The organism is Rhizobium aureum (assembly GCF_030182495.1).
GTDB lineage: Bacteria > Pseudomonadota > Alphaproteobacteria > Rhizobiales > Rhizobiaceae > Rhizobium > Rhizobium tropici_C.
This window is the reverse complement of record NZ_JAQJCI010000024.1, coordinates 1-25,478: the sequence shown is the minus strand read 5'-3', so window position 1 is coordinate 25,478 and position 25,478 is coordinate 1. Positions and strand designations below refer to the sequence as shown.

General features: G+C 60.9%; 20 protein-coding genes and 2 pseudogenes. 11 read left to right on the top strand and 11 right to left on the bottom strand.

Translation table 11 applies throughout. The annotated features are described in order from the left end of the window. Positions 1 to 163: 163 nt before the first annotated feature. Positions 164 to 1,351: a hypothetical protein gene (locus tag PH552_RS30690; protein ID WP_113250654.1), complete on the top strand. Its 1,188-nt coding sequence runs from the start codon at positions 164 to 166 to the stop codon at positions 1,349 to 1,351. A gap of 67 nt (positions 1,352 to 1,418) precedes the next feature. Here the strand turns inward: PH552_RS30690 and PH552_RS30685 are convergent, their stop codons facing one another. Next, entirely contained in the window at positions 1,419 to 2,075 is a 657-nt protein-coding gene (locus PH552_RS30685) for a TetR/AcrR family transcriptional regulator (RefSeq protein WP_181592411.1), read from the bottom strand. 66 nt (positions 2,076 to 2,141) lie between these two features. Between PH552_RS30685 and PH552_RS30680 the strand changes: the two genes are divergently transcribed. After that, on the top strand, positions 2,142 to 3,311 hold the full coding sequence (locus tag PH552_RS30680; protein ID WP_113250655.1) for a serine hydrolase domain-containing protein: 1,170 nt from the start codon (positions 2,142 to 2,144) through the stop codon (positions 3,309 to 3,311). 74 nt (positions 3,312 to 3,385) lie between these two features. On the opposite strand, the gene aspS is transcribed toward PH552_RS30680, so the two are convergent. Continuing rightward, entirely contained in the window at positions 3,386 to 5,176 is a 1,791-nt protein-coding gene (aspS, locus tag PH552_RS30675; protein WP_112344133.1) for an aspartate--tRNA ligase, read from the bottom strand. Between the two features lie 266 nt (positions 5,177 to 5,442). On the opposite strand from aspS, the gene PH552_RS30670 reads away from it, so the two are divergent. The 4 genes from PH552_RS30670 (at position 5,443) to PH552_RS30655 (ending at position 10,914) form a co-directional block, all read left to right on the top strand. Further along, on the top strand, positions 5,443 to 6,834 hold the full coding sequence (locus tag PH552_RS30670; RefSeq protein WP_113250656.1) for a multicopper oxidase family protein: 1,392 nt from the start codon (positions 5,443 to 5,445) through the stop codon (positions 6,832 to 6,834). A gap of 169 nt (positions 6,835 to 7,003) precedes the next feature. Next, the gene (rnd, locus tag PH552_RS30665; RefSeq protein ID WP_112344131.1) at positions 7,004 to 8,149 is read left to right on the top strand and encodes a ribonuclease D; all 1,146 of its coding nucleotides are present in this window, start codon (positions 7,004 to 7,006) and stop codon (positions 8,147 to 8,149) included. Positions 8,150 to 8,340: 191 nt separating this feature from the next. Beyond that, a complete protein-coding gene (locus PH552_RS30660; protein ID WP_113250657.1) occupies positions 8,341 to 9,393 on the top strand; it encodes an adenylate/guanylate cyclase domain-containing protein in 1,053 nt (350 codons plus the stop codon). Positions 9,394 to 9,555: 162 nt separating this feature from the next. Beyond that, the gene (locus tag PH552_RS30655; protein ID WP_113250760.1) at positions 9,556 to 10,914 is read left to right on the top strand and encodes an esterase-like activity of phytase family protein; all 1,359 of its coding nucleotides are present in this window, start codon (positions 9,556 to 9,558) and stop codon (positions 10,912 to 10,914) included. 50 nt (positions 10,915 to 10,964) lie between these two features. Here the strand turns inward: PH552_RS30655 and ppx are convergent, their stop codons facing one another. The 4 genes from ppx to PH552_RS30635 all read right to left on the bottom strand — a co-directional run bounded on the left by ppx (position 10,965) and on the right by PH552_RS30635 (position 16,620). Further along, positions 10,965 to 12,485 carry an exopolyphosphatase gene (ppx, locus tag PH552_RS30650; protein ID WP_113250658.1) on the bottom strand — a complete coding sequence of 507 codons (1,521 nt, stop codon included), beginning with the start codon at positions 12,483 to 12,485 and terminating at the stop codon, positions 10,965 to 10,967. A gap of 11 nt (positions 12,486 to 12,496) precedes the next feature. Further along, positions 12,497 to 14,698, bottom strand: coding sequence for an RNA degradosome polyphosphate kinase (locus PH552_RS30645; RefSeq protein WP_113250659.1), 2,202 nt, complete (start codon positions 14,696 to 14,698; stop codon positions 12,497 to 12,499). Between the two features lie 75 nt (positions 14,699 to 14,773). Continuing rightward, positions 14,774 to 15,487, bottom strand: coding sequence for a DnaA regulatory inactivator HdaA (gene hdaA, locus PH552_RS30640; RefSeq protein WP_113250660.1), 714 nt, complete (start codon positions 15,485 to 15,487; stop codon positions 14,774 to 14,776). A gap of 2 nt (positions 15,488 to 15,489) precedes the next feature. Beyond that, positions 15,490 to 16,620 (bottom strand): AI-2E family transporter, encoded by a 1,131-nt coding sequence (locus PH552_RS30635; RefSeq protein ID WP_113250661.1) that lies wholly within the window; start codon positions 16,618 to 16,620, stop codon positions 15,490 to 15,492. A 222-nt stretch (positions 16,621 to 16,842) separates the two neighbouring features. Here PH552_RS30635 and purM point away from each other — a divergent pair, with 222 nt between their 5' ends. Next, positions 16,843 to 17,916 (top strand): phosphoribosylformylglycinamidine cyclo-ligase, encoded by a 1,074-nt coding sequence (gene purM / locus PH552_RS30630; RefSeq protein ID WP_113250662.1) that lies wholly within the window; start codon positions 16,843 to 16,845, stop codon positions 17,914 to 17,916. After that, positions 17,913 to 18,584, top strand: coding sequence for a phosphoribosylglycinamide formyltransferase (purN, locus tag PH552_RS30625; RefSeq protein WP_112344124.1), 672 nt, complete (start codon positions 17,913 to 17,915; stop codon positions 18,582 to 18,584). The genes purM and purN overlap by 4 nt, the downstream gene beginning before the upstream one ends. A 235-nt stretch (positions 18,585 to 18,819) precedes the next feature. Here purN and PH552_RS30620 read toward each other — a convergent pair whose 3' ends face one another. From PH552_RS30620 to PH552_RS30610, 3 genes are all read right to left on the bottom strand, one after another. Then, on the bottom strand, positions 18,820 to 19,989 hold the full coding sequence (locus tag PH552_RS30620; RefSeq protein WP_113250663.1) for an alpha-D-ribose 1-methylphosphonate 5-triphosphate diphosphatase: 1,170 nt from the start codon (positions 19,987 to 19,989) through the stop codon (positions 18,820 to 18,822). Between the two features lie 140 nt (positions 19,990 to 20,129). Next, positions 20,130 to 20,723, bottom strand: coding sequence for an NUDIX domain-containing protein (locus PH552_RS30615; protein WP_113250664.1), 594 nt, complete (start codon positions 20,721 to 20,723; stop codon positions 20,130 to 20,132). Beyond that, a complete protein-coding gene (locus PH552_RS30610; protein WP_246698543.1) occupies positions 20,720 to 22,843 on the bottom strand; it encodes a molybdopterin-containing oxidoreductase family protein in 2,124 nt (707 codons plus the stop codon). The genes PH552_RS30615 and PH552_RS30610 overlap by 4 nt, the downstream gene beginning before the upstream one ends. 81 nt (positions 22,844 to 22,924) lie before the next feature. Here PH552_RS30610 and PH552_RS30605 point away from each other — a divergent pair, with 81 nt between their 5' ends. After that, positions 22,925 to 23,776: a 23S rRNA (adenine(2030)-N(6))-methyltransferase RlmJ gene (locus tag PH552_RS30605; protein WP_113250666.1), complete on the top strand. Its 852-nt coding sequence runs from the start codon at positions 22,925 to 22,927 to the stop codon at positions 23,774 to 23,776. 33 nt (positions 23,777 to 23,809) lie between these two features. Continuing rightward, the gene (locus PH552_RS30600; RefSeq protein ID WP_113250667.1) at positions 23,810 to 24,403 is read left to right on the top strand and encodes a glutathione S-transferase; all 594 of its coding nucleotides are present in this window, start codon (positions 23,810 to 23,812) and stop codon (positions 24,401 to 24,403) included. Positions 24,404 to 24,414: 11 nt separating this feature from the next. On the opposite strand, the pseudogene PH552_RS30595 reads toward PH552_RS30600, so the two are convergent. Continuing rightward, positions 24,415 to 24,903 (bottom strand): annotated as a pseudogene (locus PH552_RS30595) (LysR substrate-binding domain-containing protein); the annotation flags it as partial. Between PH552_RS30595 and PH552_RS30590 the strand changes: the two are divergent. After that, positions 24,899 to 25,135: pseudogene (locus PH552_RS30590) on the top strand (short-chain dehydrogenase/reductase); the annotation flags it as partial. The pseudogenes PH552_RS30595 and PH552_RS30590 sit on opposite strands and share 5 nt — an antisense overlap. A 151-nt stretch (positions 25,136 to 25,286) precedes the next feature. On the opposite strand, the gene PH552_RS30585 reads toward PH552_RS30590, so the two are convergent. After that, the coding region (locus tag PH552_RS30585; RefSeq protein WP_285166529.1) for a transposase at positions 25,287 to 25,478 on the bottom strand (192 nt) is incomplete at its 5' end.

Genomic DNA, 25,478 nt, shown 5'->3' with positions numbered 1-25,478 from the left:
TTTCGGCCATTCTGCGAGATGGCCACCGATGCATTTTTGCTGCACTGGGACGCTACATTCATTGTCATTGGATTTTCAAAGAAAGATCAATATAAGTCGGCGCAGTACACGCGCAATCTGTACACCCCCGCCGATACCACCGGCTCAACGAGGAAACGCCATAATGACTTTCTATCGGACCACGCGGCTGATGCTCTGCAGCGCTGCCATCCTGTCTTTCGCAAGCTCGGCTTTTGCCCTCGACGGCAACGACTTGCTGAAGAAGATCAACGACATCTACGGCCAGCAGGGCGCTTCGATTGCAGCTGGGGGTATCGATATCGACGGCAGCACCGTGACGCTGAAGGGGGCAAGCTTCAAGACGGCCGACATGGGCGAGGCCATCCCGCTTGGCGACATCACCCTGGATGGCGTCGAAGAAAGCAATGGTGGCTACACGATCGACGAAATCGACTTCGCGGATGTCGATTTCAAAAAGGATGGCACAGCCGTTTCCGCCAGCGATCTCAAGCTGAGCGGCGTCGAAATCCCGGCTGATGCCACCAAGGGCGATCTCGGCTCGCTGCTCTATTACAAGAGCGCCCATGCCGGTGAAATCTCCGTCAGCAAAGACGGCGCAGAAGTGTTCTCGATCGAGGACGCCGACGCAACGATGAACAAGCGAGACGACAAGTCGGGCCTCGACTTCGACGCAAAGATCAATGGCATCAAAGCCGATCTCAGCAAGGTCGATGACCAGAAGTCCAAGGAAGCGATCGAAGCGCTCAAGCTGCAGCAGATCGATGGGACGATCGCGATGAAGGGCAGCTGGGAGATCGGTCCCGGCACGATCGACATCAGCGAATATTCCTTCGACTTCAAGGATATCGGCAAGCTGAACCTCGCCTTCAGCATTTCCGGCTATACGCCTGCTTTTGCCAAGTCGCTGCAGGAAGCGCTCAAAACGGTTCGCTCCAATCCGAACCAGCAGGAAGCGCAACAGTCGGCCGGCCTTGCCATGCTGGGCCTCCTCCAGCAGCTGACCTTCAACAGCGCCCAGATCCGTTTCGACGATGCTTCGATCACCGCGCGCGCGCTCGATTTCGCCGGCAAGCAGCAGGGCGTCACCGGCAAGCAGCTCGCCGATACGCTGAAGGCGATGACGCCGATCATGATGGCGCAGCTCAACATTCCGGAACTGCAGAACGCTGTTTCGTCCGCCGTCAACGCCTATCTCGACAATCCGAAAAGCCTGACCGTCACCGCCGCCCCCGGCAAGCCGGTGCCGGTGCCGATGATCATCGGCGCCGCCATGGGCGCACCGACGACGATCCCGCAGGTGATCGGTCTCAAGGTTTCCTCGAACGACTGAGCAGCCGTTCGCTTGCGATGCTATTCAGAAACCCGGCGATTTCGGTCGCCGGGTTTTTCTTTGCGAGTTAAGTTTCCTGCCTCGGCTGATACGTCTTCAGTTCGCTGAGCGCATGGGACGACAAGGCAAGCAGTTCCTCCGTCGTCGCACCGTCGCGCGCCTGGACGGACATGCCCTGCACGATCGCGCCGAGAAAGCGAGCGAGCGAGCGAGCATCGACATCCGGCCGCATATCACCTTCCGCAATACCACGCTCGATCCGTGCGGCGAAGATATCCAGCGTCTGCAGGCGCATCGATGCGACATGATGGGCGATCGGCTCGTTCTCCTCGGCGCAGTTCAGGACCGCCGTCGATATCATGCAGCCTTTCGGATGTTCCGGCGCAGTGAAGATCTTGGCGGAATTCGTCAGAAAGCGCTCGAAGGCGGTCACCGTATCCAGTTTGTCCTGAAAGGGGTTGCCGGGCTCCGGCCGGGGCATGCGCCGGTATTGATCGAGCGTCTCGCGATAGAGCTCGGCCTTCGAACCGAAGGCCGCGTAGAGGCTTTGCGGCGTGATGCCCATGGCCGCCGTCAGATCGGCAATGGAGGAACCGTCATAGCCATGCTTCCAGAAAGTATCCCGCGCGGCGGCGAGAACCGTTTCCCGATCGAAAGCGGGCGGACGCCCACGCTTGCGTGGTGAAGAATTTTCCATCTCTTCCTTATTTTTCACAATGGTCACTCTAGAATTATTTCCCGATCTGGTTTATTCAGGAATGGTCATTGTGATTATAGAAGGTTTTGCTCCATGAGTCTTCCCCTGGAAAATTCCGCGCTTGCGAGCGGCGGCAGCCTTACAGAAGGCGTCGACATCGCAGTTGATTCCGCCTTGTCGGACAAGAGGCTGGTCGGAGTGGTGGTCCTCATCGCCCGCGATGGAGAACTGGTCTACGCCCGCGCGGCCGGTCTGGCGGATCGGGAAAACAAGGTGGCCATGCGGGAAGATGCCATCTTCCGCCTCGCCTCCGTCACCAAGCCGATCGTCGCCATCACGGCCATGCGGCTTGTCGAACAGGGCCGCATCGGGCTCGACGATCCGATCACCAAATGGCTGCCGGATTTCCGGCCAAGGCTGCCGGATGGCGGTGAAGCCGTGATCCGTATCCAGCATCTTCTTACGCACACCTCCGGGCTGATCTACACATTTGCGGAGCAACAGGACGGCCCGTATCATCGTGCCGGTGTATCCGACGGCCTAGACATACCGGGACGATCGCTGGACGACAATCTCAAGCGTATCGCCGGCGCCCCCCTTGCCTTCGCTCCCGGCGATGGCTGGCATTATTCGCTGGCGATGGATGTCCTTGGCGGCGTCATCGAGAAGGAAACCGGCGTTTCTCTCGGCGATGCGGCTACGGAGCTAGTCATGAAGCCGCTCGGTCTCTCCGACACGGCCTTTTCCGTCCGCGACCGCAACCGACTGGCTGCCGCCTATGTGGATGGCAACCCCGAACCGCAACGCATGGGAGACGAGGCGCTCGTTCCGATCTTCGACGGCACGATCCGCTTTGCACCCGATAGGATATTCGATCCCACTTCCTACCACTCCGGCGGCGCCGGTATGGCCGGAACGGCAAGCGACATCCTTGCAATTCTGGAAACGATCAGAAAGGGCGGAGCTCCGCTGTTGTCGGCCGATACGGTGAAGACCATGATGACCGATCAGGCGGGCGGGCATATGCAGGCGCAGCAGGCCGGCTTCGGTTTCGGCTACGGCTGGTCCGTCGTCCTCGATCCCGTGGTCGCTCAAGTCCCCTTCTCGGCTGGCACGATCAAATGGGGTGGCGTCTATGGGCACAGCTGGTTCGTCGACCCCAAGGAAAGGTTGACTGTCGTGGCGCTCACCAACACGACGCTCGAAGGCATGTGGGGTCAGTTCACCATGGATCTGGCGAAAGCGGTCTATGCCGCGATCTAGCTGATGCCAGCAGGCAAACAAAAACCCGGCGATTTCGGTCGCCGGGTTTTGCATTTTGTCAAACCTTGGAGGACTTAGTCCTTCTTCACCGGCGGTACCGGGCGGATCGCCAATTCGCGCAGCTGCGTCGGCGTGGCGGCCGAAGGAGCGCCCATGAGCAGATCCTGCGCCTGCTGGTTCATCGGGAAGAGCGAGATCTCGCGCAGGTTCTTGGCTCCGACCAGCAGCATGACAATGCGGTCGATACCGAAGGCAGCGCCACCGTGCGGAGGCGCACCATACTGGAAGGCGCGGTAGAGACCGCCGAAGCGCTCTTCGACGTCGGCCTGGCTGAGACCGACCTTTTCGAAGGCGGCGACCATCGTCTCCGGCGACTGGTTACGGATCGAGCCGGATGCGATTTCGAAGCCGTTGCAGACGGCGTCGTACTGGAACGCCTTGATCGTAAGGGGATCCTGGGTCTGCAGTGCCTCAAGGCCGCCCTGCGGCATCGAGAACGGGTTGTGGGCGAAATCGACCTTCTTTTCTTCCTCGCTCCATTCGAAGAATGGGAAGTCGACGATCCAGCAAAGTTCGAAACGGTCGCGGTCGACCAGGTTCAGCTCCTCACCGGCCCTGGTGCGTGCCTCACCAGCAAACTTGTAGAACTTGGCGGGATCACCAGCAACGAAGAAGCAGGCGTCGCCGTCATCAAGACCGAGCTGGGTGCGGATCGCATCCGTGCGCTCTTCGCCGATGTTCTTGGCGAGCGGGCCGGCACCTTCGAGCTTCTCGCCTTCCTTGCGCCAGAAGATGTAGCCGAGGCCCGGCTGGCCCTGGCTCTGCGCCCAGGCGTTCATGCGGTCGCAGAAAGCACGCGAGCCGCCGGTCTTGGCCGGGATGGCCCAGACTTCGACCTTGGGGTTGGAGGCGATCATGTTTGCGAAGACCTTGAAGCCGGAGCCGGCGAAATGCTCGGTTACCGCTTCCATGACGATCGGGTTGCGCAGGTCAGGCTTGTCGGAGCCGTACTTGCGGATGGCTTCGTCATAGGGAATGCGCGGCCATTCCTTGGTGACCGGCTTGCCTTCGGCAAATTCTTCGAACACCTGGGTCATCAGCGGGCCCATGGTGTTCCAGACGTCTTCCTGCGTGACGAAGCTCATCTCGAGGTCGAGCTGGTAGAATTCACCCGGCAGACGGTCGGCACGCGGGTCTTCATCGCGGAAGCAGGGTGCGATTTGGAAATAGCGGTCGAAGCCGGCAACCATCAGCAGCTGCTTGTACTGCTGCGGCGCCTGGGGCAGCGCGTAGAAGGTGCCGGGGTGGATGCGGCTCGGCACGAGGAAGTCGCGTGCGCCTTCCGGCGACGATGCCGTCAGGATCGGGGTCGTATATTCGGTAAAGCCGACTTCTCCCATGTGGCGGCGCATGGAGGAGATGATCTGCGTGCGCTTGACGATGTTCTTGTGCAACGTCTCGCGGCGAAGGTCGAGGAAGCGATACTTCAGGCGCACGTCTTCCGGATAGTCCGGCTCGCCGAAAACAGGCAGCGGCAGCTCCTTGGCGGCGGAGAGCACTTCGATCTCCTGGGCGTAAAGCTCGATCTCGCCGGTCGGCATGTTCTTGTTGATCGTGTCTTCAGTGCGCGCCTTCACCAGACCGTCGATGCGGATGACCCATTCGCCGCGAACGGTTTCGGCGAGCTTGAAGGCCGGGGAATCAGGGTCGGCAACGACCTGGGTGATGCCGTAGTGATCGCGCAGGTCGATGAACAGCACGCCGCCATGATCTCGGACGCGATGAACCCAGCCGGCAATGCGGACGGTCGAACCGACGTCGGACTTGCGCAGGGCGGCGCATGTGTGGCTGCGATAGCGATGCATAATATTATATCCTGGACTTGGCGGGCGGCGGCGAAAGGACACGCAGACCCCTCGCCCGCCGACGAGAAAATCGGGCGGAAAAGCGCATGGTGCGCCCGATTTGTCAAGGCTCGAACGCCGGAAGTCAGCTTAAAGCTGTTTTCAGTCGCTACCCAAAACAGCATCCGCAAGTGGCCGCTGCGGCGGTTTGGCTACCTCGATGCTATTGCTGAACAGCGAGGTCAACTTTAAACAGGCATCCTTATATCGTCGCCCCGGAGCATGACATGCCGATCCTCACCCGCCGCAATCTCCTGAAAGCTTCAGCCGTTGCCGGAGCCTATGGCGTTGGTTTCGGCATCGCCGGAAGGCTTATGGGCAAGGCGGCCGCAGCCGAGCCGCTCACGCTGAAGACAGCCAGGATCGAAGCCAATCTCACCGATGGCGGCAAGACCAAGAACGTGTTGACCTATGGCGATGCCGGCACGCCGCCGGTCGTGCGCATGAAGAAAGGCGAACCCTTCGCCGCGCGGCTCATCAACGGCATAGACGATCCGACCACCATTCACTGGCATGGCATCCGGCTTCCCAACAATATGGACGGCGTGCCGTTCCTCACCCAGCCTTATATTTATACCGGCGATCATTTCGACTACACCTTTACGCCGCCGGATGCCGGCACATTCTGGTATCACCCGCATTGCAATACGCTGGAACAGATGGGCCATGGCATGACCGGCGTCATCGTCGTCGAAAACCCCAAGGATCCCGCCTTCGATTCGGAAGTGGTGCTCAATCTGCGCGACTGGCGCCTGGGGGGAGACGGCCAGTTCATCGCCCAGTTTCGGCCGCGTGATGCGGCCAAATCCGGCACCTATGGAACGGTCCGGACCGCGAACTGGCAGCAGCAGCCGCAATATGATGCCCCTTCCGGCGGGCTTGTGCGCCTGCGCATTGCGATCACTGACGTCACACGTATCTATTCCTTCCGCATGGACGGCGCGGAGGCGACCGTGATCGCGATCGACGGTAATCCCGTGCCGCAGCGCTTTCCGCTCGATCTTCTGCAGCTCGGACCGGGGCAGCGGCTGGAGCTCGCCGTGCGCATGCCCGACAGCGAAGGTGCGCTCGTCAGGCTCGAGGATATCAAGGGCACCGATCCCAAGGTGCTGGCAACGCTGCGGGCAGTCGGCAGCTCTCTGAAGCGCGATCTCCGCGATCTGGCGCCGCTGGAAGACAATCCCGTGCAGAAGGCCGATCTTGGCGCGGCAACACATATCCCGCTCATTCTCAGCGCCACGGCGGAAAACACCGCCGACAACAGCATCTGCGGTTCGCTCGGCTACAGCTTCTGGGCCATCAACAAGGTGCCGTGGCCGGGCGATACCCCGGACCCCACAGCGCCGCTTGCCGAACTCAAGCTCGGCAAGAGCTATGTCATCGACATGGAAAACGTCACTCCGCACAGCCATCCGATCCATCTGCACGGAATGAGCTTCACGGTTATCTCCTCCTCGACGCGGCAGGTACAGCCATTCGTGTCGGACACCTATCTGATCCAGCCGGATGAAAAGGTTCAGCTCGCCTTCGTTGCCGACAATCCCGGCGATTGGCTGCTGCATTGCCATATCATCGAGCATCAGAAGACGGGCATGACCAGTTACGTGCGTGTGGCATAAGCAGCGGCAAACAGCGCTGGCCCCAGCGGTTTCCACCGAAGCGCCATCCGCTTCCATTAATTTCCGTCAAAAGCGAAATGCGGCAAAGGCTTTGCCCGCGAAAGTATTGACATATCCGGCTGAAAGGAGAAGGAAGTTAAGGAAGTATTTTACCATTGAATGTGTTGATATGATCGAAACTACCGCCCAATTGGAGGCGGCCTGCCAAGAGCTGGCCAAGTCGGAATTCATTACCATCGATACGGAATTCCTGCGAGAAACGACCTTCTGGCCGGAGCTGTGTTTGATACAGATGGCAAGCCCTACGACCGAAGTGCTGGTGGATCCGCTGGTCAAGGGGCTGGATCTGGCACCCTTCTTCGAACTGATGGCCAACCCATCGGTCTTGAAGGTGTTTCATGCTGCGCGCCAGGATATCGAAATCATTTTCCATCGCGGCAACCTCATTCCGCACCCGATCTTCGATACGCAGGTCGCGGCGATGGTCTGCGGCTTCGGCGATTCGGTTTCCTACGATCAGCTCGTCAGCCGCATCAAAAACGTCCATATCGACAAGTCCTCGCGCTTTACCGACTGGAGCCGGCGCCCGCTCTCGGAAAAGCAGCTCGACTATGCACTCGCCGACGTGACGCATCTGCGTGACGTCTATCTCTCGCTCAAGGAGCAATTGCAGCGCGAAGGGCGCGCCTCCTGGCTGCAGGAGGAGATGGCAATCCTCGAAGCGCGCGAGACCTACGACCTGCATCCGGACGATGCCTGGCAACGGCTGAAGATGCGGCTGCGCAAGCCGCAGGAACTGGCCGTCCTTAAATTCGTGGCCGCCTGGCGCGAACGCGAGGCCCGCGCCCGCAACGTCCCGCGCGCCCGCGTGCTGAAGGATGATGCGATCTATGAGATTGCGCAGCAGCAGCCGAAGGATACCGAAGCGCTGGCGCGTCTGCGTACGATCCCCAAGGGTTGGGAGCGCTCGGCCGCCGGCACGGCCGTGCTCGAGGCGATCAATGCGGCGCTGGCGTTGCCGAAATCGGAGATGCCGCATCCGCCGCGCCATCAGCAGGCGCCAGAAGGCACGGCTGCCGCTTCCGAATTGCTGAAGGTGTTGCTGAAGCTGATTGCGGAAAAGCATGGCGTCGCGCCGAAAGTAATCGCCAACAGCGACGATCTCGACAAGATCGCCGCCGAGGGCGAGAAGGCCGATGTCGCGGCCCTAACCGGCTGGCGTCGCGATCTTTTCGGCGAGACGGCTTTGCAGCTGATACAGGGGCAAGTGGCCCTGCGCTTCGTCGGCAAGCGGATCGAGACGGTCGCCCTCTAGCCGCGACATTCTCCTTTCCCGGCGCCTTGCGATTGCGTATGATTCGCGCATCGAGATAGCGGCCGCCATCACGATTGCGCCGCAAATCTCGTGGAATGAACGTCTTGTGTAATCGTTATCTTCGATGACGTTCCAGTTCGCCGGCGCAATCCCGCGTCGATGACAGGCGTCGTTTCTCGGCGGAAAAGTGAATGGACATCTTCCATTCGATGCGCAACTGGATCCTGACGTCGCTGTTCGTCGCTTCGACGGGCGTCATCTATGGCAAGCTATTCTTTCCGCAGGCACCGATGTACATCGGCGCGGTCTTCGCACTGTTCTGCGGCATGCCGCTGCTGGTCTTCGAACGCCGCATGATCCTGCCGCGGCTGAACGACTGGATGCATCGGCTGCCGACACCGGCCTTCATCCTTTCGGCCCTCGTCGTCGATTTCCTGCTGATGAGCGCCGGCTATGCCATGGCGGGCAGTATCATGAAGCTGCTCGGACTGGTCGATGGCTCCTGGAAAGACCTCACGCTGCTGAAGATTGATGTCTATCTCTACGCCGTCGTCGTGACCGCCATCGTCATTTTCATCGGCCGCGTGCGGGAGTTGCTCGGGCGCGACGTCTTCTCCAGCCTGTTGACCGGCCGCTACCGCAATCCGGTGCAGGAGGAGCGTGTCTTCCTCTTCATTGATCTCGTCGGCTCGACGGCTTTTGCCGAGGAACATGGCGACCTGAAAACGCAGGCATTCCTCGGCGCGGTGTTCGGCGCCATGGCTGAGCCGGTGCGGCGGCACAAGGGCGCGATCGACGACTATATCGGCGATGCCGCCATCATCACTTGGCCGCTTCAACGGGGCGTCAAGAATGCCAATTGCGTGCGCTGCGTCTTCAATATCCTCGACGATATCGAAAAGAACGCCGAGACTTGGCTGAAATCCTACGGCCGCGTGCCGCGTTTGCGAGCCGCTCTGCATGGCGGCAGCGTCGTAACGGCGGAAATCGGCGTCGACCATCACAAGATCGCCTATTTCGGCGACACGGTGAACACGACCGCAAGGCTGGAGTCTCTCTGCAAAACGCTGGAGCGCCAGGTGCTCATTTCCAGCGATCTTGCCAGACGGATGGAGCTTCCCGAAGAGATCATCAAGGAAGAGCTTGGCGAACATGCCGTTCGCGGCCGCGATCAGCACCTTGGCGTCATCGCCCTTCATAGGCAGAGCCGGGAGGCTCTCAAGGCGATCCGCAGCAGATTGTAGGCGGTGCAAAGCCAGGCTGCATTTCGAGATCGGCGCACGCCTGAGCTTCACATCTCACGGGTTGTCCACAGTCACCAAAACTTCACCTGGGCGTTAATTCGCCGACATGGCTCGCCTGTTAAGCGGGATTGTTTCGCCACTCCTCGCCAACAAGGTGACATGATGACCCGAATTCTTTCCGCCTCCACGGCACTCTTCATTCTGCTTGCCGCCTCGGCCCAGGCCGACGAGCAGCAATTCAAGGCAAAGCTCGTCGGCCAGGCCATCCTGCCGGCCAACACCATCACTGCCGCCCCCGCCGATGCGGCCGATTTCCTGAAAACCTCAGGCAAATTGACGACGCCGGATCGCAAGCGCACGGACGCACTTGGCACCGTGCCGGGCAAGGATGGCGCCCGCGTCACCGACCTGAAGCTGCCCTTCGCCGGCCAGCCGATCCAGGGCTTCTCCGGCATCAAGACCATGCCCGACGGCACCTTCTGGACGCTCTCCGACAACGGCTTCGGCTCCAAGCAGAATTCTTCCGACGCGATGCTTTTCCTGCATCAGCTGAAATTCGACTGGGACAACGGCAAGGTCGAGGTCGTCAAGAACCTGTTCCTGTCCGACCCGAACAAGAAGGCCCCCTTCCCGATCGTCATGGAAGGCGCCGACAAGCGGTACCTGACCGGTGCCGACTTCGACATCGAATCGATCCAGCCGGTTGCCGATGGCTTCTGGATCGGCGACGAATTCGGTCCCTACCTGCTGAAATTCGATACGAACGGCCAACTGACCGACGTCTTCGCAACGACGCTCGATGGCAAGCCGGTCATGTCTCCCGACAATCCGCTGATCCAACTACCGGGCAATCCGACGCAGAAGATGCCGGCCTTCAACCTGAAGCGCTCCGGCGGCTTCGAGGGTCTCGCCATGTCGAAGGACGGCTCCAAGCTCTACGGTCTGCTGGAAGGCGCAATCTACAAGGATGACGGCCAGATGGAGAGCGTCGACGGCAAGACGGCTATCCGTGTCATCGAATTCGACGTCGCCTCGAAGAGCTGGACCGGCCGCAGCTGGCTCTATCCTTTCGCGGACAAGGGCGTTTCGATCGGCGATTTCAACATGCTCGACGAAACGACGGCCCTCGTCATCGAACGCGACAACGGCGCCGGCACGAAGGACAAGGCCTGCGCCGATCCCAAGCAGCCGAAGCCGGATTGCTTCGAGGCCCCGGCCGAGCTGAAGCGCGTCTACAAGATCGAGTTCAGCGACGCCAATGTCGGCAGGTCCGTCCGCAAGATCGGCTATATCGACCTGCTGCGCATCGAAGATCCCGATTACAAGCGCCGCCAGGGTGGTGGCGAAGGCTTCTACGACATGCCCTTCGTCACCATCGAGAACGTCGACCGCGTCGATGTCACGCATATCGTCATCGGTAACGACAACAACCTGCCCTTCTCGGCAGGACGCGCCGTCGACAAGGCTGACGACAATGAGTTCAGCCTTCTTGAAGTGGGTGATTTCCTGAACGCGAAATAAGTCGCGGCGAAACGGCCTCTCCCTGTTTTGCGGGGAGAGGCTTCAAAACTCTATTCGAAGCGGAAGGCCAGGCGGCGATTGGTGAGCTTGCCGAGCTGCTGCAGCCGCCCATCCAGCCTCTCGCCGGCAAAATCGTGATACTCGGCTGGAACGACGAATTCGAGATCCACATCCGGGTTTGTCGAACGGCGAAACGACAGATTGCGGACGATGCCGGGCATCGAGGCCGAGAAGAGATAGACGACACGCAGCAGGCCGCCGAGCAGCTTGGCCCGCTCGATGTAGAGCGGGGTTGCGATCGTTGCGAGCGGCTCGGTCGCTCCGTCGTCGTTCAAGCCCTCGAAACGGTAGTAGTTGGCAAGCGCGATGAAAGCGCGGCCGGCATGGGTGATGCCGACAAAGGAGGTGTGGGCGATGATATTCAGCGCCTGCAGGCCGCGATAATCAGGATGGGCTCGCCAGCTGATGTCGGCAAGTAGGCACGCTGCCTGGCGATAACGGCTCTCTTCTTCGGTCTCGGTGATACCGAAAAAGGGCATCATCCGCCCGGTCCAATCGGCAAGCTCGCGGGCATGTTCCGGCGAACGCGCCCGCAGGATGGCAAGCTCGCCTGCTGCGGTGAGCAGCGGATCGCTGTTGCGCTCCGCTTCGGTCAGCAGCGAGTAGAGATACCCCTCGCGGACGCCCTGTGCGGAAAAGGAGATAACGGATGGCTTCATGGCCGTCAGCACTTCGCGCATCGCGACCGCGCCGAAGGGCAGCAGCGAACGGCGATGCTTGGAAACCGCCTGCAGAGCCGGGTCCTTCGAATCCTTCGATTCGACGATCTGATCCAGGAAGCGGATCATTTCATCGAGCTGCACTTCATAGCCCTGCATCATGTGCAGCGGATATTTGCGGATTTCCATGTGCAGCTTGGCTACGCTTCGCCATGTGCCGCCGACTGCATAGAAAGTGCGGCCCTCGCCCTTGCTCAACAGCTTCGCCGTCTTGACATGCTTGCGCGCGAAGCTGCGCGCCTTTTCGATCGAGCCGCCGGAATATTCGGACAGACGCAGGCCGCCGAGCGGCAGCGTGATGCCCTTGCCGATCTCCCGGTCCTTGATGTCGATCAGCTCCAGCGAGCCGCCGCCGAGGTCGCCGGCAATGCCATCGGGGTGGAAAAAGCCGCTGATAATCCCGAGCGCGGAGAAGCGTGCTTCTTCTTCGCCCGAAAGCACCCGCACCTTGCGCTGAAGAATGGCTTCGGCCTGGTGAATGAACTGCGGACCGTTGCTGGCCTCACGCGCTGCGGCTGTCGCCAGCACATAGATGGTGGATGCGCGTGCCTGATCGGAGAGCGCCTTGAAACGATGCAGCGCGGCCAGTGCCCGCGCCACGCTTTCCTCATCCATCTTGCCGGTGAGCGCTATGCCCTTGCCGAGGCCGCATAGCACTTTCTCGTTGAAAAGGATGGTCGGAGACCGCGAATGGCCTTCATAGACGACAAGACGGACCGAGTTCGACCCGATATCGACAACGGAGACAGGGGCAATACCCGGAAGGCGCCCCTGGGCTTCAGACTCAACCATGAAGGTCCATTTTATTTGTTGCGGCCCGACAGCAGTCCAGCGATGAGTTTCGGTGCACTGGATTTCAAGGCTTCACCACGACCCGACAGGCTGGGGTTGGTCATGAAATACTGCTGCGCATTAAATGGCTCTTTTCCCTGGCGCACTTCCATGCGCCGTGAAGTCCCGTCCGGCAATATCTCGTAGCTCTGCTGATTGTCAATGATATTGCCCAGCATGATCTGCGAAAGCACCTGTTCATGCACGGTCTTGTTGGTGAGCGGCACGAGGGTTTCGACGCGGCGGTCGAGGTTTCTCGGCATCATGTCGGCCGAGCCGATATAGACCAGCGCCTTGTCCGACGGCAGGCCATGACCATCGCCGAAGCAGAAGATGCGGCTGTGCTCCAGGAAGCGACCGACGATGGACTTGACCCGAATCCTTTCGGAAAGGCCGGGAATCTGCGGACGCAGGCAGCAAATCCCACGCACGACAAGCTCGATATCGACGCCGGCGTTGCTGGCGCGATACAGAGCGTCGATGATATCGGGATCGACGAGCGAATTCATCTTCATCCAGATCGCCGCCGGACGGCCGTTCCTGGCGTGCTCGATCTCGCCCTCGATATGCTGGAGGATGCGCGGACGCAGCGTATAGGGCGAGACCGCAATCTTCATGCCCTCCTCCGGCTCACCATAACCGGTGATGAAGTTGAAGATATTCGCCATATCATGAGCGATCGTGGGATCGCAGGTGAAGTAGGAAAGATCGGTATAGATCTTGGCAGTGACCGGATGGTAGTTGCCGGTGCCGAGATGGCAGTAGGTGCGCAGCTTGCCATCTTCGCGGCGCACGACCATGGACATCTTCGAATGCGTCTTGAGCTCGATGAAGCCAAAGACGACCTGCACGCCGGCGCGCTCCAGATCGCGCGCCCAGCGGATGTTGGCTTCTTCGTCGAAGCGGGCCTTCAGTTCCACCAGCGCCGTAACCGATTTGCCGAGATCGGCTGCATCGATCAGCGCGCGGACGATAGGGCTATCGTTCGACGTGCGGTAAAGCGTCTGCTTTATCGCCAGAACGTCAGGATCCCTAGCAGCCTGGAGAAGAAACTGGACCACCACGTCGAAGGACTCGTAGGGGTGGTGGACGACCATGTCCTTTTCGCGGATCGCGGCGAAGCAATCGCCGGCATGTTCGCGGACGCGCTCAGGAAATCGGGCATTATAGGGCTCGAAACGCAGATCGTCGCGTGGGGCCTTGCAGATTTCCGACAGCGTGTTGAGCGCGAGAAGGCCGGGCAGAACCGCGATGCGGTTTCCCGGAACGTTCAGCGACTCCACCACGAACTGGCGAAGCTCGAGCGGCATTTCGGAGTCCGTCTCGATGCGGATCACCGAGCCGCGGCGCCGCCGCTTCAGCGCGGTTTCGAAGAAGCGCACCAGATCCTCGGCCTCTTCCTCGACTTCGATATCGCTGTCTCGGATGATGCGGAAGGTACCGGAGCCCTGCACCTCATAGCCGGGATAGAGCCGGTGGATGAAGATGTTCACCACATCTTCGAGCGTGATGTAGCGGATGACGTTGCTGGCATCCGGCAGGCGCACGAAGCGGTCCAGCGCCGGCGGCAGGCGCAGCAGCGCCGTCATCGGCTCGCGACCGTTCATGCTTTTCAGCTGCAGCGCGATCGAGAAGCCGAGGTTCGGAATGAACGGGAAAGGATGAGCTGGGTCGATGGAGAGCGGCGTCAGGACCGGGAAGATCGCCTGTTCGAATTCGGTATGGAGCCACTGGCGATCGGCATCGGAAAGGGCAGCGGGGCGGACGATCAGAATATCTTCCTTGGCGAGATATTGCTGCAGGACGGCAAGCGAGGCCTGCTGCTCCATCTGCAAATTGTCGATCTCGCGCAGGATATCGTCGAGCTGCTCGGCGGGCGTCTTGCCGTCCGGGGTGCGCACGAGGATCTTCTGGCGGACCTGACCTTCGAGGCCGGCGACGCGTACCATGAAGAATTCATCGAGGTTGGCGGCGGAGATGGAGAGAAAGCGGACACGTTCCAGCAGCGGATGAGCGGTGTTCAGCGTCTCTTCAAGGACGCGGCGGTTGAACTGCAGCCAGGAGAATTCGCGGTTGATGAAGCGCTCCGGGCTGGTCATCAATTCGCTGACCGAAGGTGCGGCCTCTGGATTTTCCTGGTTGGCGTCCTGATGTTCCGTGAGTGCCGAGTCCATGTTCCACCTACCCTCTTTCCAATCCTGTGCCACGTATATCAGTTTGACGACGGAACTGTGACAGTCGGTGTCAGCTCAATCCGGCTGACCGGAATTGCCCAGTTCATTCAAGACCTCAGCGGCCAACTGGCGCGTGATCCTTGTGCCCCGCCCAAGTGCCAGCCGGTCCAGCCTGTCGACGATCATCTGCGCCGCGTTGAGTGAGCGCTCCATGCGGTTGACGATATAAAGGACGAGTTTGTCATCGATATAAAGCTGGCGGTCGGCAAAGAGCTTGACGATCACCTGCGACAGCAATTCCTCGTCCGGCTCGCCGATCTCGACCACCGTCGTCGCCTTCAGGCGGGAGCGCAGGTCGGGCAGCGTCACCGGCCATGACATCGGCCAGAGCCGGCTCGTCATCAGGAGACTGGTACCGTTTTCGCGGACGCTGTTGATGACATGAAAGAGCTCGGTATCGTCAAAACCGAGGCGATCCACGTCTTCGAAGATGACGGGGTCATTCGCCGCTGCGACGGCGGCATCGGAACCGGCCACCGGATGAATGTGGACTGCCCCGCACCGTTCGGCCCAGATGCTGGCAAGATGCGATTTGCCGGAGCCGACGGGACCGGCCAGAATGACGACCGGCGACGGCCAGTGCGGCCAGGAATCGACGATCTTCACCGCCGCGCTCAAGGGATCGGCGACGAGCAGATCGTCGCGCCCGTTTGCGGGATCATGCGTAAAGGCCAAGGGCAGCTGCTCGGCGGCCTTGCGCCTTAGATCAGCGTTCTTTGCGTCGGTCATGTCTAGCTATTCTCGGTCTTGCCGGTCTTGGCTCTGCGCGCCTTGCCCGCTTCCGAGCGTCCGTAATAGAGATCGCTCTGAAGGTACCGCGAAAGGGCGAAGCGGACAAGAACGCCGCATGCGGCGGCCGCCGGAACCGCGATCAACAGGCCGACGAAACCGAAAAGAGCGCCAAAGGCAAAAAGGGCGAACATCAGCCAGACCGGGTGCAGGCCGACGCTTTCGCCGACGAGCTTCGGCTGCAATATGTTGCCTTCGAGGAATTGGCCGGTGAAGAAGACGGCGAGCGTCAGACCGACCCAAAGATAATCGGGCCAGAATTGAACGAGCGCAACCCCGACGGCCAGAACAAGGCCAACCAGCGAGCCGACATAGGGGATGAAGCTGATCATGCCGGCGAAGAGGCCAATCAGCAGGCCGAAGTTCAAGCCGACCAGCGACAGGCCGACACCATAATATACGCCGAGGATGATGCAGAGCGACCCCTGCCCCCGGATGAAGCCGGCGATCGCCTGATCGATCTCGCGAGCGATCTGGCGGACGGTGGCGACGTGATCGCGCGGTGTCCAGTCGTCCACCTTGGCGATCATACGATCCCAATCGAGCAGAATGTAGAAGGCGACAACAGGTGTAACGACCATCAGCGAGATGATGTTGACCAGCGCCTTGCCGGAGCTCCAGATCTGCGCAAACAGCCCGCCGATGAAGCTAAGCCCGTCGGACATGATGCTGGAGAAATTGTCCTTGATGGCTCCGAGCTGGTTGCGGATCCAGTCCGGCAGCACCATCGTCTGCGCTTTGGCGATCAGCTGCTGCACCTGCTGCACATAGGACGGTATGTGCTGGATGAAGTCGTTGAACTGGTTGATGATGATCGGAATGAAGATCGTGAGCGCCAGTGCGAAGATCAGCACGAAGGAGACGAGGATCACCACCGTCGCCATCAGGCGGCTGAGGCCGATCCGCTCCAGCCGGTCGGCGACCGGATCGAGGAAATAGGCAACCGCCATGCCAGCGATAAACGGCAGCAGGATCGTGCTGAAGATGTAGATGAAAGCGATAAAGACGACGAGCACGATCACCCAGAACGTGACTTGGCGCTTGAGGCTCGCCCCGCTGACCTTTTGCTCCATCGTCTTCCCCGTTGTCTCGCGCCCGTTTGCCGTGTGCTTAGGACATAGGATGACGCCGCAATTATGGTCAAGTCTGCGGCCGGAAATCTGCCTTGGGCGATGGGAAGCGGGGAAAATCGCAGGGTTTGCGGCGCTTGCGCCTTGCATAAAGGGCCCTATCATGCAATGGCGAGCCGATCAAAGCCCTGTCATAATGGACGGGCGGCCATCGGAGGCGGAAGCATGAGCCAGTCTGGAAAAAACGGTCTGACCTATAGCGACGCGGGCGTCGATATCGACGCCGGCAACCTGCTGGTCGAAAAGATCAAGCCCGCCGTCCGTTCGACGCGCCGGCCGGGTGCGGACGGCGAAATCGGCGGCTTCGGCGGCCTGTTCGACCTCAAGGCTGCGGGCTTCACCGATCCGGTGCTGGTCGCCGCCAATGACGGCGTCGGCACCAAGCTGAAGATCGCAATCGACGCCAATTATCATGATACCGTCGGGATCGACCTCGTGGCCATGTGCGTGAACGATCTGGTCGTCCAGGGCGCCGAGCCGCTCTTCTTCCTCGATTACTTCGCCACCGGCAAGCTCGACCCGGACCAGGGTGCGGCGATCGTCGGCGGCATTGCTGCCGGCTGCCGCGATGCAGGCTGTGCGCTGATCGGCGGCGAGACGGCGGAAATGCCGGGCATGTATTCCCACGGCGATTACGATCTGGCGGGCTTTGCCGTCGGCGCCGCCGAACGCGGCCAACTGCTACCTTCGGGCGATATTGCCGAGGGCGACATCATTCTCGGCCTCGCCTCGTCAGGCGTTCATTCCAACGGCTTCTCGCTGGTGCGCAAGATCGTCGAGCTTTCCGGCCTCGGCTGGGATGCGCCGGCGCCATTCGCCGAAGGCAAGGCGCTGGGGGAAGCGCTGCTGACGCCGACGCGCATCTATGTGAAGCCTCTGCTGAAAGCCATCCGCGAAACCCATGCCCTCAAGGCGCTTGCCCACATCACCGGCGGCGGCTTTCCGGAGAACATTCCGCGCGTGCTGCCGAAGCATCTGGCTGCCGAAATCGATCTTGCTGCGGTTAAGGCGCCGCCGGTGTTCTCCTGGCTGGCCAAGACGGGTGGCGTCGAAGCGAAGGAAATGCTGCGCACCTTCAACTGCGGCATCGGCATGATCGTGGTCGTCGCTCAGGAAAATGTCGATGCCGTGAAGGCCGTGCTTGAGGCTGAAGGCGAAGCCGTCGTTACGCTCGGCCGCATGGTCGCGCGCGAAGAAGGCGCTCCCGGCACCGTCTATAAGGGCACGCTCGCTCTATGACCACGCCGCGTAAACGCGTCGTCGTCTTCATTTCGGGCGGCGGCTCCAACATGCTGGCTCTTCTGAAGGCCACGAAGGCAGCGGACTACCCGGCCGAGATCGTTGGCGTCATTTCCGACAAGGCGGATGCCGGCGGGCTGGCAAGGGCTGCGGCTGAAGGCGTTGCAACATTCGCTTTCGTGCGCAAGGAGTTTGCCGGCAAGGAAGCCCATGAAGAGGCGATCCTTTCGCAGCTTGACGCCCTCTCGCCCGATATCATCTGCCTTGCCGGCTATATGCGGCTGCTTTCCGGCCGCTTCATCCAGGCTTACAAGGGCCGGATTATCAACATCCATCCCTCTCTGCTGCCGCTTTTCCCCGGCCTGCATACGCATCAGCGCGCCATCGAGGCCGGCATGCGCATTGCCGGCTGCACCGTGCATTTCGTCACCGAAGGCATGGATGAGGGCCCGGTCATCGGCCAGGCGGCCGTGCCCGTGCTCAGCGACGATACCGCCGATAGTCTCGCCGCCCGCGTGCTGACGGTCGAGCATCAGCTTTATCCGCAATCGCTGCGGCTGCTGGCGGAAGGCAAGGTCAGGATGGAAGACGGCAAGGCCGTGAGCCTTGGCAAAAACCCTGCTGTCGATGGACGGCAGATTTTGTCACTGCTTGGGGACGCAGGTTAAATAGGGAATTCTGTGGCTAAACGCCCCTTCATCCGCCCTTCGGGCACCTCCTCCCCAGGGGGAGAAGGGAGAAGCGCTTCAGGTGCTCCCATTTCAGCAAAGTCATCGCGTTTGGGGTTATGCGACTTCCTTTGAAGCGGAAGTCTAGTCTTCCCAGCAAAGTGCTTTTTGCCGGGATCGGCGTTTATAGCGACCGGATGAGGGGGAGCCAGATGTCTCACCCTCACAATCCTCCTCAAGCCGCAATCGCCATCAACGGGTGCAGCGTGCCGTCGCTATAGACGATGCGGCCGCCGCGGAAGGTGGCGCGGATGCGGTGAACCGAGCCGGGCTCGACGGCCACCAGATCGGCAAGCTGGCCGACGGCGATTTCGCCGCGATCCGTCAGACCGGCCGAACGGGCAGCATTGGAGGTTGCCGTTGCAACGGCCGCCGGCAGACCGCCAGCAACAATGTCGGCGATCTTGAAGATCGCCGGCACGAAGGCCGCCGGGTGATAATCGGCCGCGATGATGCCGAGCAGGCCCGAGCGCGCCGCATCGAGGGCGCTGAGATTGCCGGACATCGACTGGCCGCGAAGCGCGTTCGGCGCTCCCATCAGGGTCCAGAGACCGCGGCGGCGGGCTTCCTCCGCAGCCGGTCCCGTCACCGGAAATTCGCTGATCGTCACGCCGAGATCGTGCATCGCCGCCACCTTCTCGGCACTGTCGTCATCATGCGAGGCCAGCGACAGCTTGTGCTTCAGCGCGAGTTCGACCACCTCATGGAGCTTGCGCTCGATCTCAGGATCCTCGCGCTGCGCGATGCGCTGTGCGACCACTTCCTCGGCGGCCTCCCGCGACATGGAGCGGCGCTCTGACATGCTGCGGATGTAGCTTTCGATGTCGTTATACTGCCCCTGCCCCGGTGTATGGTCGGTGAGCGAAACCATATCGACGGAGCCTTCTTCCAGGAGCCGCTCCAGGGTCGGCGCCGCGTCGAGATTGGTGATTTCGTAGCGTGCATGGACACGGTGGTCGATCAGGAGCTCGTCGCGCAGGCTGCCGATGCCGCGGATCACTGCCGAGGTGGTTTCGAGCGAACGGACGTGGCCGTAGACGCTTTCGGTCGCAAAGGAGAGCGCGGCGAAGGCGGTGGTGACACCGGCCGCCGCCAGCTTCTTGTCCAGCTCGTGAATGCCGAAATCGATCGGCATCATCGCATTCGGACGCGGTGCGATCTCGCGCTCCACCATGTCACAGTGCAGATCGACGAAGCCCGGCATCAGCAAGCGGCCGCCGCCGTCGAAGATCGGATTTTCCACCGGATCCGAGCGGATTTCGGCAATCACGCCGTCCTCGATGCGCACCGCACCCTTCTCGACGACCTCATTGGGAAGAACGAGCGTGAAATTGCTGAGCCACATCGGCTTTCTCCTGAAACAGCGTCAATGAAGGAGGCTCGGAAACATTCGAATGTTTCCGGCCAGCACGCCCCGGTAAGCTTGATTCGTGACATTGTGATGAATGGGGAGCAGAGTTTCACAAAGCTTCCCCAAGGCAAAAGCTATTTCAGACTCGCGACATTCAAAACCGCCCATTGCAGCAGCATGATCGTCTTGGCGTCGGAGATATCGCCCTTCTCGATCATGACAATCGCATCGGACAGGCGAACCTCCAGGACCTCGATATCCTCATGCTCTTCCGCAAGCCCGCCGCCATCGGCGACACGGTCGGACGTGTCGATCACGGCGGCGAAGAAATGGATGACCTCGGTCGAGGAGCCGGGCGACGTCATCGATTTGAAGAGGAAGCGGATGTCGCGCACGCGAAAGCCCGTCTCCTCCATGGCCTCGCGTCGGATCGCCGCTTCCGGATCATCGCCGTCGAGCAAACCGGCTGGCACTTCGATCATCCAGGCTGGCTCGCCGACCAGCTGGGCCGGCAGACGATATTGCCGGACGAGTACCACGGTTTCATGGCTGGGATCATAGAGGAGAATGCAGGCGGCCGGCGTGCGATGATAGACCTCGCGCTTCAGCCGATGATTTTCGCCGCGCGAATCCGTGTAGTCGATCTCAAATGTGCTCAGCCGCGTCCATTGATCCGCCAGCGTCTCCTCGCTGACGATCTCGGCTTTCGCCTTTTCGAGTTTACTCATGCCACGTCCTTGCGAAGCCATACCTTGTTGTCGTGGACAGCCGCGCCGCCATAGGGCGCGACGGGATCGGCGCCGGTGAGTACGTTGATGCCCTCGCCGTCGACATGAGCCTTGTTCGGCCACAGCCCCTCGGCGATCAGCACGCCCGGCTTCACTTCCGCTGTCACGCGGGCGTGGAGGCGAATATCGCCTCGGCCATTGCCGATGCGGACCAACTCTCCATGGATGATCTCGAGTGCTTCGGCATCGGCCGGATTGATCATCACCTCAGGACGGCTTTCCTTCTGCCGCGATGTCTTCGTTTCCGCGAAACTCGAATTCAGGAAGTTGCGCGATGGCGAGGTCGCGAGCCGGAACGGATGCTCGGGATCGGCCACCTCGATGACATCGACCTGATCCGGAAACTCCGGCAGCTCGACATGCGGCCCGAGCAACCCGATCGAGGCCGGCGGGCGGTTCGGCGCCGGTTGATTGACCCAGTCCGGGCGGAAACGGAATTTCCCGTCGGGATGGGCGAAGCCCTTGATGAAATGGGCCTCCTCGAAATCCGGCTGGCGATCGAACCATTTGTGTTCGAGAAAATAATCGTAATCCGGCAGGCCGCTTCTGGACAGAACACGGTCGATCATCTCGCGAGCCGAAAAACCGAAGCCGGGGCGATCCGCAACGCCGAGACGCTTCGCCAGCTCCTCGATCACGAAGAGATTGCTGCGCACTGTCGGCGGCGGCTCCACAAGCTTCGGGCCGAGAAGGATGTGGTTCTGGCCGCCGGCACGATAGATGTCGTCATGCTCAACGAACATGGTGGCGGGGATGACGATATCAGCCATCTCGGCCGTATCGGTCATGAACTGCTCATGCACGGCGACGAAGAGATCGGAGCGGGCGAAGCCGCGCTTCACCAGCCGCTGCTCCGGCGCGATATTCACCGGATTGGTGTTCTGGATCAGCATGGCCGTGACCGGACCGCGATGGCGAAGCGCGACGGCATCGCCTGTCAGGGCGCGGCCGATCTGCGACTGATCGATCATGCGGATATCCTGATCCTTCATGGCGCGGCCGGTCAGTTCGCTCGCATCCATGCGGAAGATATCGCTGTTCGAATGGAAGGCGCCGCCGCCCTCATATTGCCAGGAGCCGAGCACCGTCGCGACCGAGGCTGCCGCATGCATGGCGATCGCGCCGTTGCGCTGGCGGGTAAAGCCGTAGCCGAGGCGGAAATAGGTCTTCTTCGTCGTCCCCACGAGCTTGGCGAAGGCTTCGATCTCGTCGACCGAAAGGCCGGTGATAGCGGCAGCCCATGCCGGGGTCTTTGATTTCAGGTGCTCTTCGAGGCCAGCGGGATCGTCAGCATATTTGGCCATGTACTCGCGGTCGGCATAACCGTCGCGGAAGGCGATGTGCATGACGGCGCAGGCAAGGGCCGCATCCGTGCCCGGCTTGACGATCAAGGCCATGTCGGCCTGCTTCATCGTCGGGTTGTCATAAATATCGATAACGACGATCTTGGCGCCGCGTTCCTTGCGGGATTTCACTGCATGGGTCATGACGTTGACCTGGGTAGCAACCGCATTCGTGCCCCAGATGACGACGCAATCGGTACGGCCCATCTCGCGTGGATCGGGACCACGCAGCACGCCGGTCGCCATGGTGAAGCCCGTCCAGGCCGGATTGGTGCAGATCGAGGAGAAGAAGCCGGAATAGCGCTTGGCATGGCGCAGCCGCTCGATGGAATCGCGCTGCACCCAGCCCATCGTGCCGGCATAGAAATAGGGCCAGATCGCCTCGCTGCCGTCCTTGGCTTCGGCCTTGATGAAAGCTTCGGCGATCTCGTCGAGTGCATCTTCCCAGGAAATTTCCTGCCAGCGCCCCTCGCCCTTTGCGCCGGCGCGGCACAGCGGCTTCATCAGGCGATCGGGATGGTAAAGCCGCTCGGCATAGCGCGCGACCTTGGCGCAGATGACGCCCGAGGTATAGGAATGATCGTTGGCGCCGCGAACCCGGCCGATCCTGCCGTCTTCCGTCAGATCGACCTCCAGCGCGCAGGTGGAGGGACAGTCATGCGGACAGGCCGTGTGGCCGACGCGCGATTTGGCTTGGATGGGGGTCGCAATGTTCATGATGTTTGTATATTTCAAGCGATGTCCGGCCACTAGAGACAATCCGGCCCATCTCAACAATTCATGCGGACTTCACCGACAATGAACTATCGGCACATCTACCACGCGGGCAATTTTGCCGATGTCTTGAAACACGCTGTTCTCGCGCGCCTCGTCCGCTACATGCAGAACAAGGACAAGGCCTTTCGCGTTCTCGATACCCATGCCGGCATCGGGCTTTACGATCTGTCGTCCGAGGAAGCCCAGAAGACCGGCGAATGGCGTGACGGCATCGGCAGGGTGCTGGAGGCGGAACTCGTGCCGCAGGTCGCCGATCTGCTGGAGCCCTATCTCGTCGCTATCCGTGAGCTAAACCCTGAAGGCGGCCTGAGGCTCTATCCCGGCTCGCCGAAGCTCGCCCGGATGCTGTTTCGCCCGCAGGACCGGCTTTCGGCGATGGAACTGCACCCGGACGATTTTCAGCGGCTGCACCGCCTGTTCGAGGGCGATCATCATGCACGCATCACCGAACTGGACGGCTGGCTGGCGCTCGGCGCGCATCTGCCGCCGAAGGAGAAGCGGGGCATCGTGCTCGTCGATCCGCCTTTCGAGGAGGAAGGCGAATATGAGCGGCTGATCGACGGCCTGGCCAAAGCCTGGCGCCGCTTTCCGGGCGGCACCTATTGCCTCTGGTATCCGATCAAGAAGGATGCGCCGATCAAGCCATTTCACGAGGCGCTGCAGGCGCTGGAAATTCCGAAGATGCTCTGCGCCGAGCTGATCGTCAAAAGCGATCGCGGCTTCACCGGGCTTACCGGCTCCGGCCTCATCATCGTCAACCCGCCCTTCACGCTGAAGGATGAGTTGCATGCGCTGCTGCCGGCCTTGAAGGATATTCTGGCGCAGGACCGTTTCGCCTCGCAGCGCGCCTTCTGGCTGCGTGGCGAACATTGAGATTTATCACATACACATCCCGCAGGTGATTTCATGAGACTTCTTTGCTCGCCCACCTCCCCCTTCTCCAGCAAGGTGCGCATGGCGGCACGCCATCTGGGCATCAAGCTTGAGGAGATCCATGTCGACACGAATGCCGGTCCGACGCTGCTGATCGACAACAACCCGCTCGGCAAGATCCCGACATTGCTGACCGGCGACGGCGAGGCGATTTTCGACAGCCGCGCCATCATGCATTATTTCGACCGGCGCGAGGGTGGGCTCTATCCATCGAAGAAGGGCAAGCGCACCGAGATCGAGGTTCTGGAAGCGCTGATCGACGGCACCAACGAGTGCCTGCTGTCGATCGTCTACGAGCGTCGTCTTCGCGAACCCGAGAAGCAGCATCAGCCCTGGATCGACCGGCAGTGGACGAAGGTCAGCCGCGCCCTCACCCATCTCGATGCAGAACCGCCGAAGATCGGCAAGAAGCTGCATGCGGGTCATTTCGCACTTGCCTCCCTCGTCGGCTATCTGCAGCTCCGCTTCGAAGGACAATGGGAAGCAGACCATGCGGGGTTGACGGACTGGGCGCGCAAGTTCGAGAAGCATTTCCCCGATTTTCCGGCGATGAAGCCGCAGGTCTGACGCTGTTCGGCTCAGCTCTGGCGAGCAGTCTCGGCCTTTACAAAATCGATAAAGGCGCGCAAAGCCGTCGGCAGCTGCCGGCGGCTCGGATAATAGAGGAAAAAGCCGGGATAATAGGGGCACCAGTCCTCCAGCACGCGGATCAGCCGGCCATCCTCTAAAGCCGGCAGCGCGTGATCCTCGAACAGGAAGGCAAGACCGGAGCCATTGACGGCGGCGTCCAGCATGATGTCGAGATCGCCGAGCGTCAGCGGCCCCTGCACCTCGATCTCCAGCTCGATGCCCCCGCGCTCGAACTCCCAGCGATAATATGTGCCGCTCGCGAAACGGTAGCGGATGCAGGGGTGATCTTTCAGATCGTGAGGCGTGAGCGGTTTGGGAAAACGCTGAAAATGCTCGGGCGAGCCGACGATCGCCGTCCGCTGGCGAGGACCGATGGGGACAGCGATCATATCGGCGGAGATGCGTTCGCCGAACCGTATGCCGGCGTCGAAACCGGCGGGGGCGATGCGCGATTTCGCGGCCGGCCATAACCACGGCCAGCCAGGCGATCCCGCACGGCTTGCAAAGTCGGTGATCACGCTTGCTCATTCGGCCAATCTGCCGCTGCGCATGCCCTTCGGCTCGGATACTGTCGGCGCGATCGAGACCAAGAATGACTATGTCGCCAGGGAACTGGCCGACTGGCGCGAACTGGCTGTCTCGACCGATTTTCCGAAGGACGCCGTGTAAACAGTCAGCCTATGAAACGGAAAAAGCCGGGGCGTAAACCCCGGCTCAGACTGCTGACAAACCCCGTCAAATTTTGGCGGGGTTTTGTATTTCTGGTGTGTTTGTTTCCTGGGTTGCGGCATTGAAGGGAGATCGGTCCTGCTCCTGTGATTCATGCGAGGCTCGGTTTGGGTGTCTTTGTGAGCGCCATCGCGATCTTCTTGATGTTCTGGGCTGCGGCGGCCATCAGGCACTGGCATCGGACTTTGATGAGACTTCGGAAGCGGGCGTAGCGATGGCCGTGCAGCTGCTTGGCATCGGCAAAGGAACGCTCGACCGTCTCCTTGCGTCTTTTGTAGATCGC

What these genes read in the sequence shown, in the direction of transcription:
- PH552_RS30690 (WP_113250654.1), top strand. Translation starts at nt 164, where the DNA reads ATGACTTTCTATCGGACCACGCGGCTGATGCTCTGCAGCGCTGCCATC.
- PH552_RS30680 (WP_113250655.1), top strand. Translation starts at nt 2,142, where the DNA reads ATGAGTCTTCCCCTGGAAAATTCCGCGCTTGCGAGCGGCGGCAGCCTT.
- aspS (WP_112344133.1), bottom strand. Translation starts at nt 5,176, where the DNA reads ATGCATCGCTATCGCAGCCACACATGCGCCGCCCTGCGCAAGTCCGAC.
- PH552_RS30670 (WP_113250656.1), top strand. Translation starts at nt 5,443, where the DNA reads ATGCCGATCCTCACCCGCCGCAATCTCCTGAAAGCTTCAGCCGTTGCC.
- rnd (WP_112344131.1), top strand. Translation starts at nt 7,004, where the DNA reads ATGATCGAAACTACCGCCCAATTGGAGGCGGCCTGCCAAGAGCTGGCC.
- PH552_RS30660 (WP_113250657.1), top strand. Translation starts at nt 8,341, where the DNA reads ATGGACATCTTCCATTCGATGCGCAACTGGATCCTGACGTCGCTGTTC.
- PH552_RS30655 (WP_113250760.1), top strand. Translation starts at nt 9,556, where the DNA reads ATGACCCGAATTCTTTCCGCCTCCACGGCACTCTTCATTCTGCTTGCC.
- ppx (WP_113250658.1), bottom strand. Translation starts at nt 12,485, where the DNA reads ATGGTTGAGTCTGAAGCCCAGGGGCGCCTTCCGGGTATTGCCCCTGTC.
- PH552_RS30645 (WP_113250659.1), bottom strand. Translation starts at nt 14,698, where the DNA reads ATGGACTCGGCACTCACGGAACATCAGGACGCCAACCAGGAAAATCCA.
- hdaA (WP_113250660.1), bottom strand. Translation starts at nt 15,487, where the DNA reads ATGACCGACGCAAAGAACGCTGATCTAAGGCGCAAGGCCGCCGAGCAG.
- PH552_RS30635 (WP_113250661.1), bottom strand. Translation starts at nt 16,620, where the DNA reads ATGGAGCAAAAGGTCAGCGGGGCGAGCCTCAAGCGCCAAGTCACGTTC.
- purM (WP_113250662.1), top strand. Translation starts at nt 16,843, where the DNA reads ATGAGCCAGTCTGGAAAAAACGGTCTGACCTATAGCGACGCGGGCGTC.
- purN (WP_112344124.1), top strand. Translation starts at nt 17,913, where the DNA reads ATGACCACGCCGCGTAAACGCGTCGTCGTCTTCATTTCGGGCGGCGGC.
- PH552_RS30620 (WP_113250663.1), bottom strand. Translation starts at nt 19,989, where the DNA reads ATGTGGCTCAGCAATTTCACGCTCGTTCTTCCCAATGAGGTCGTCGAG.
- PH552_RS30615 (WP_113250664.1), bottom strand. Translation starts at nt 20,723, where the DNA reads ATGAGTAAACTCGAAAAGGCGAAAGCCGAGATCGTCAGCGAGGAGACG.
- PH552_RS30610 (WP_246698543.1), bottom strand. Translation starts at nt 22,843, where the DNA reads ATGAACATTGCGACCCCCATCCAAGCCAAATCGCGCGTCGGCCACACG.
- PH552_RS30605 (WP_113250666.1), top strand. Translation starts at nt 22,925, where the DNA reads ATGAACTATCGGCACATCTACCACGCGGGCAATTTTGCCGATGTCTTG.
- PH552_RS30600 (WP_113250667.1), top strand. Translation starts at nt 23,810, where the DNA reads ATGAGACTTCTTTGCTCGCCCACCTCCCCCTTCTCCAGCAAGGTGCGC.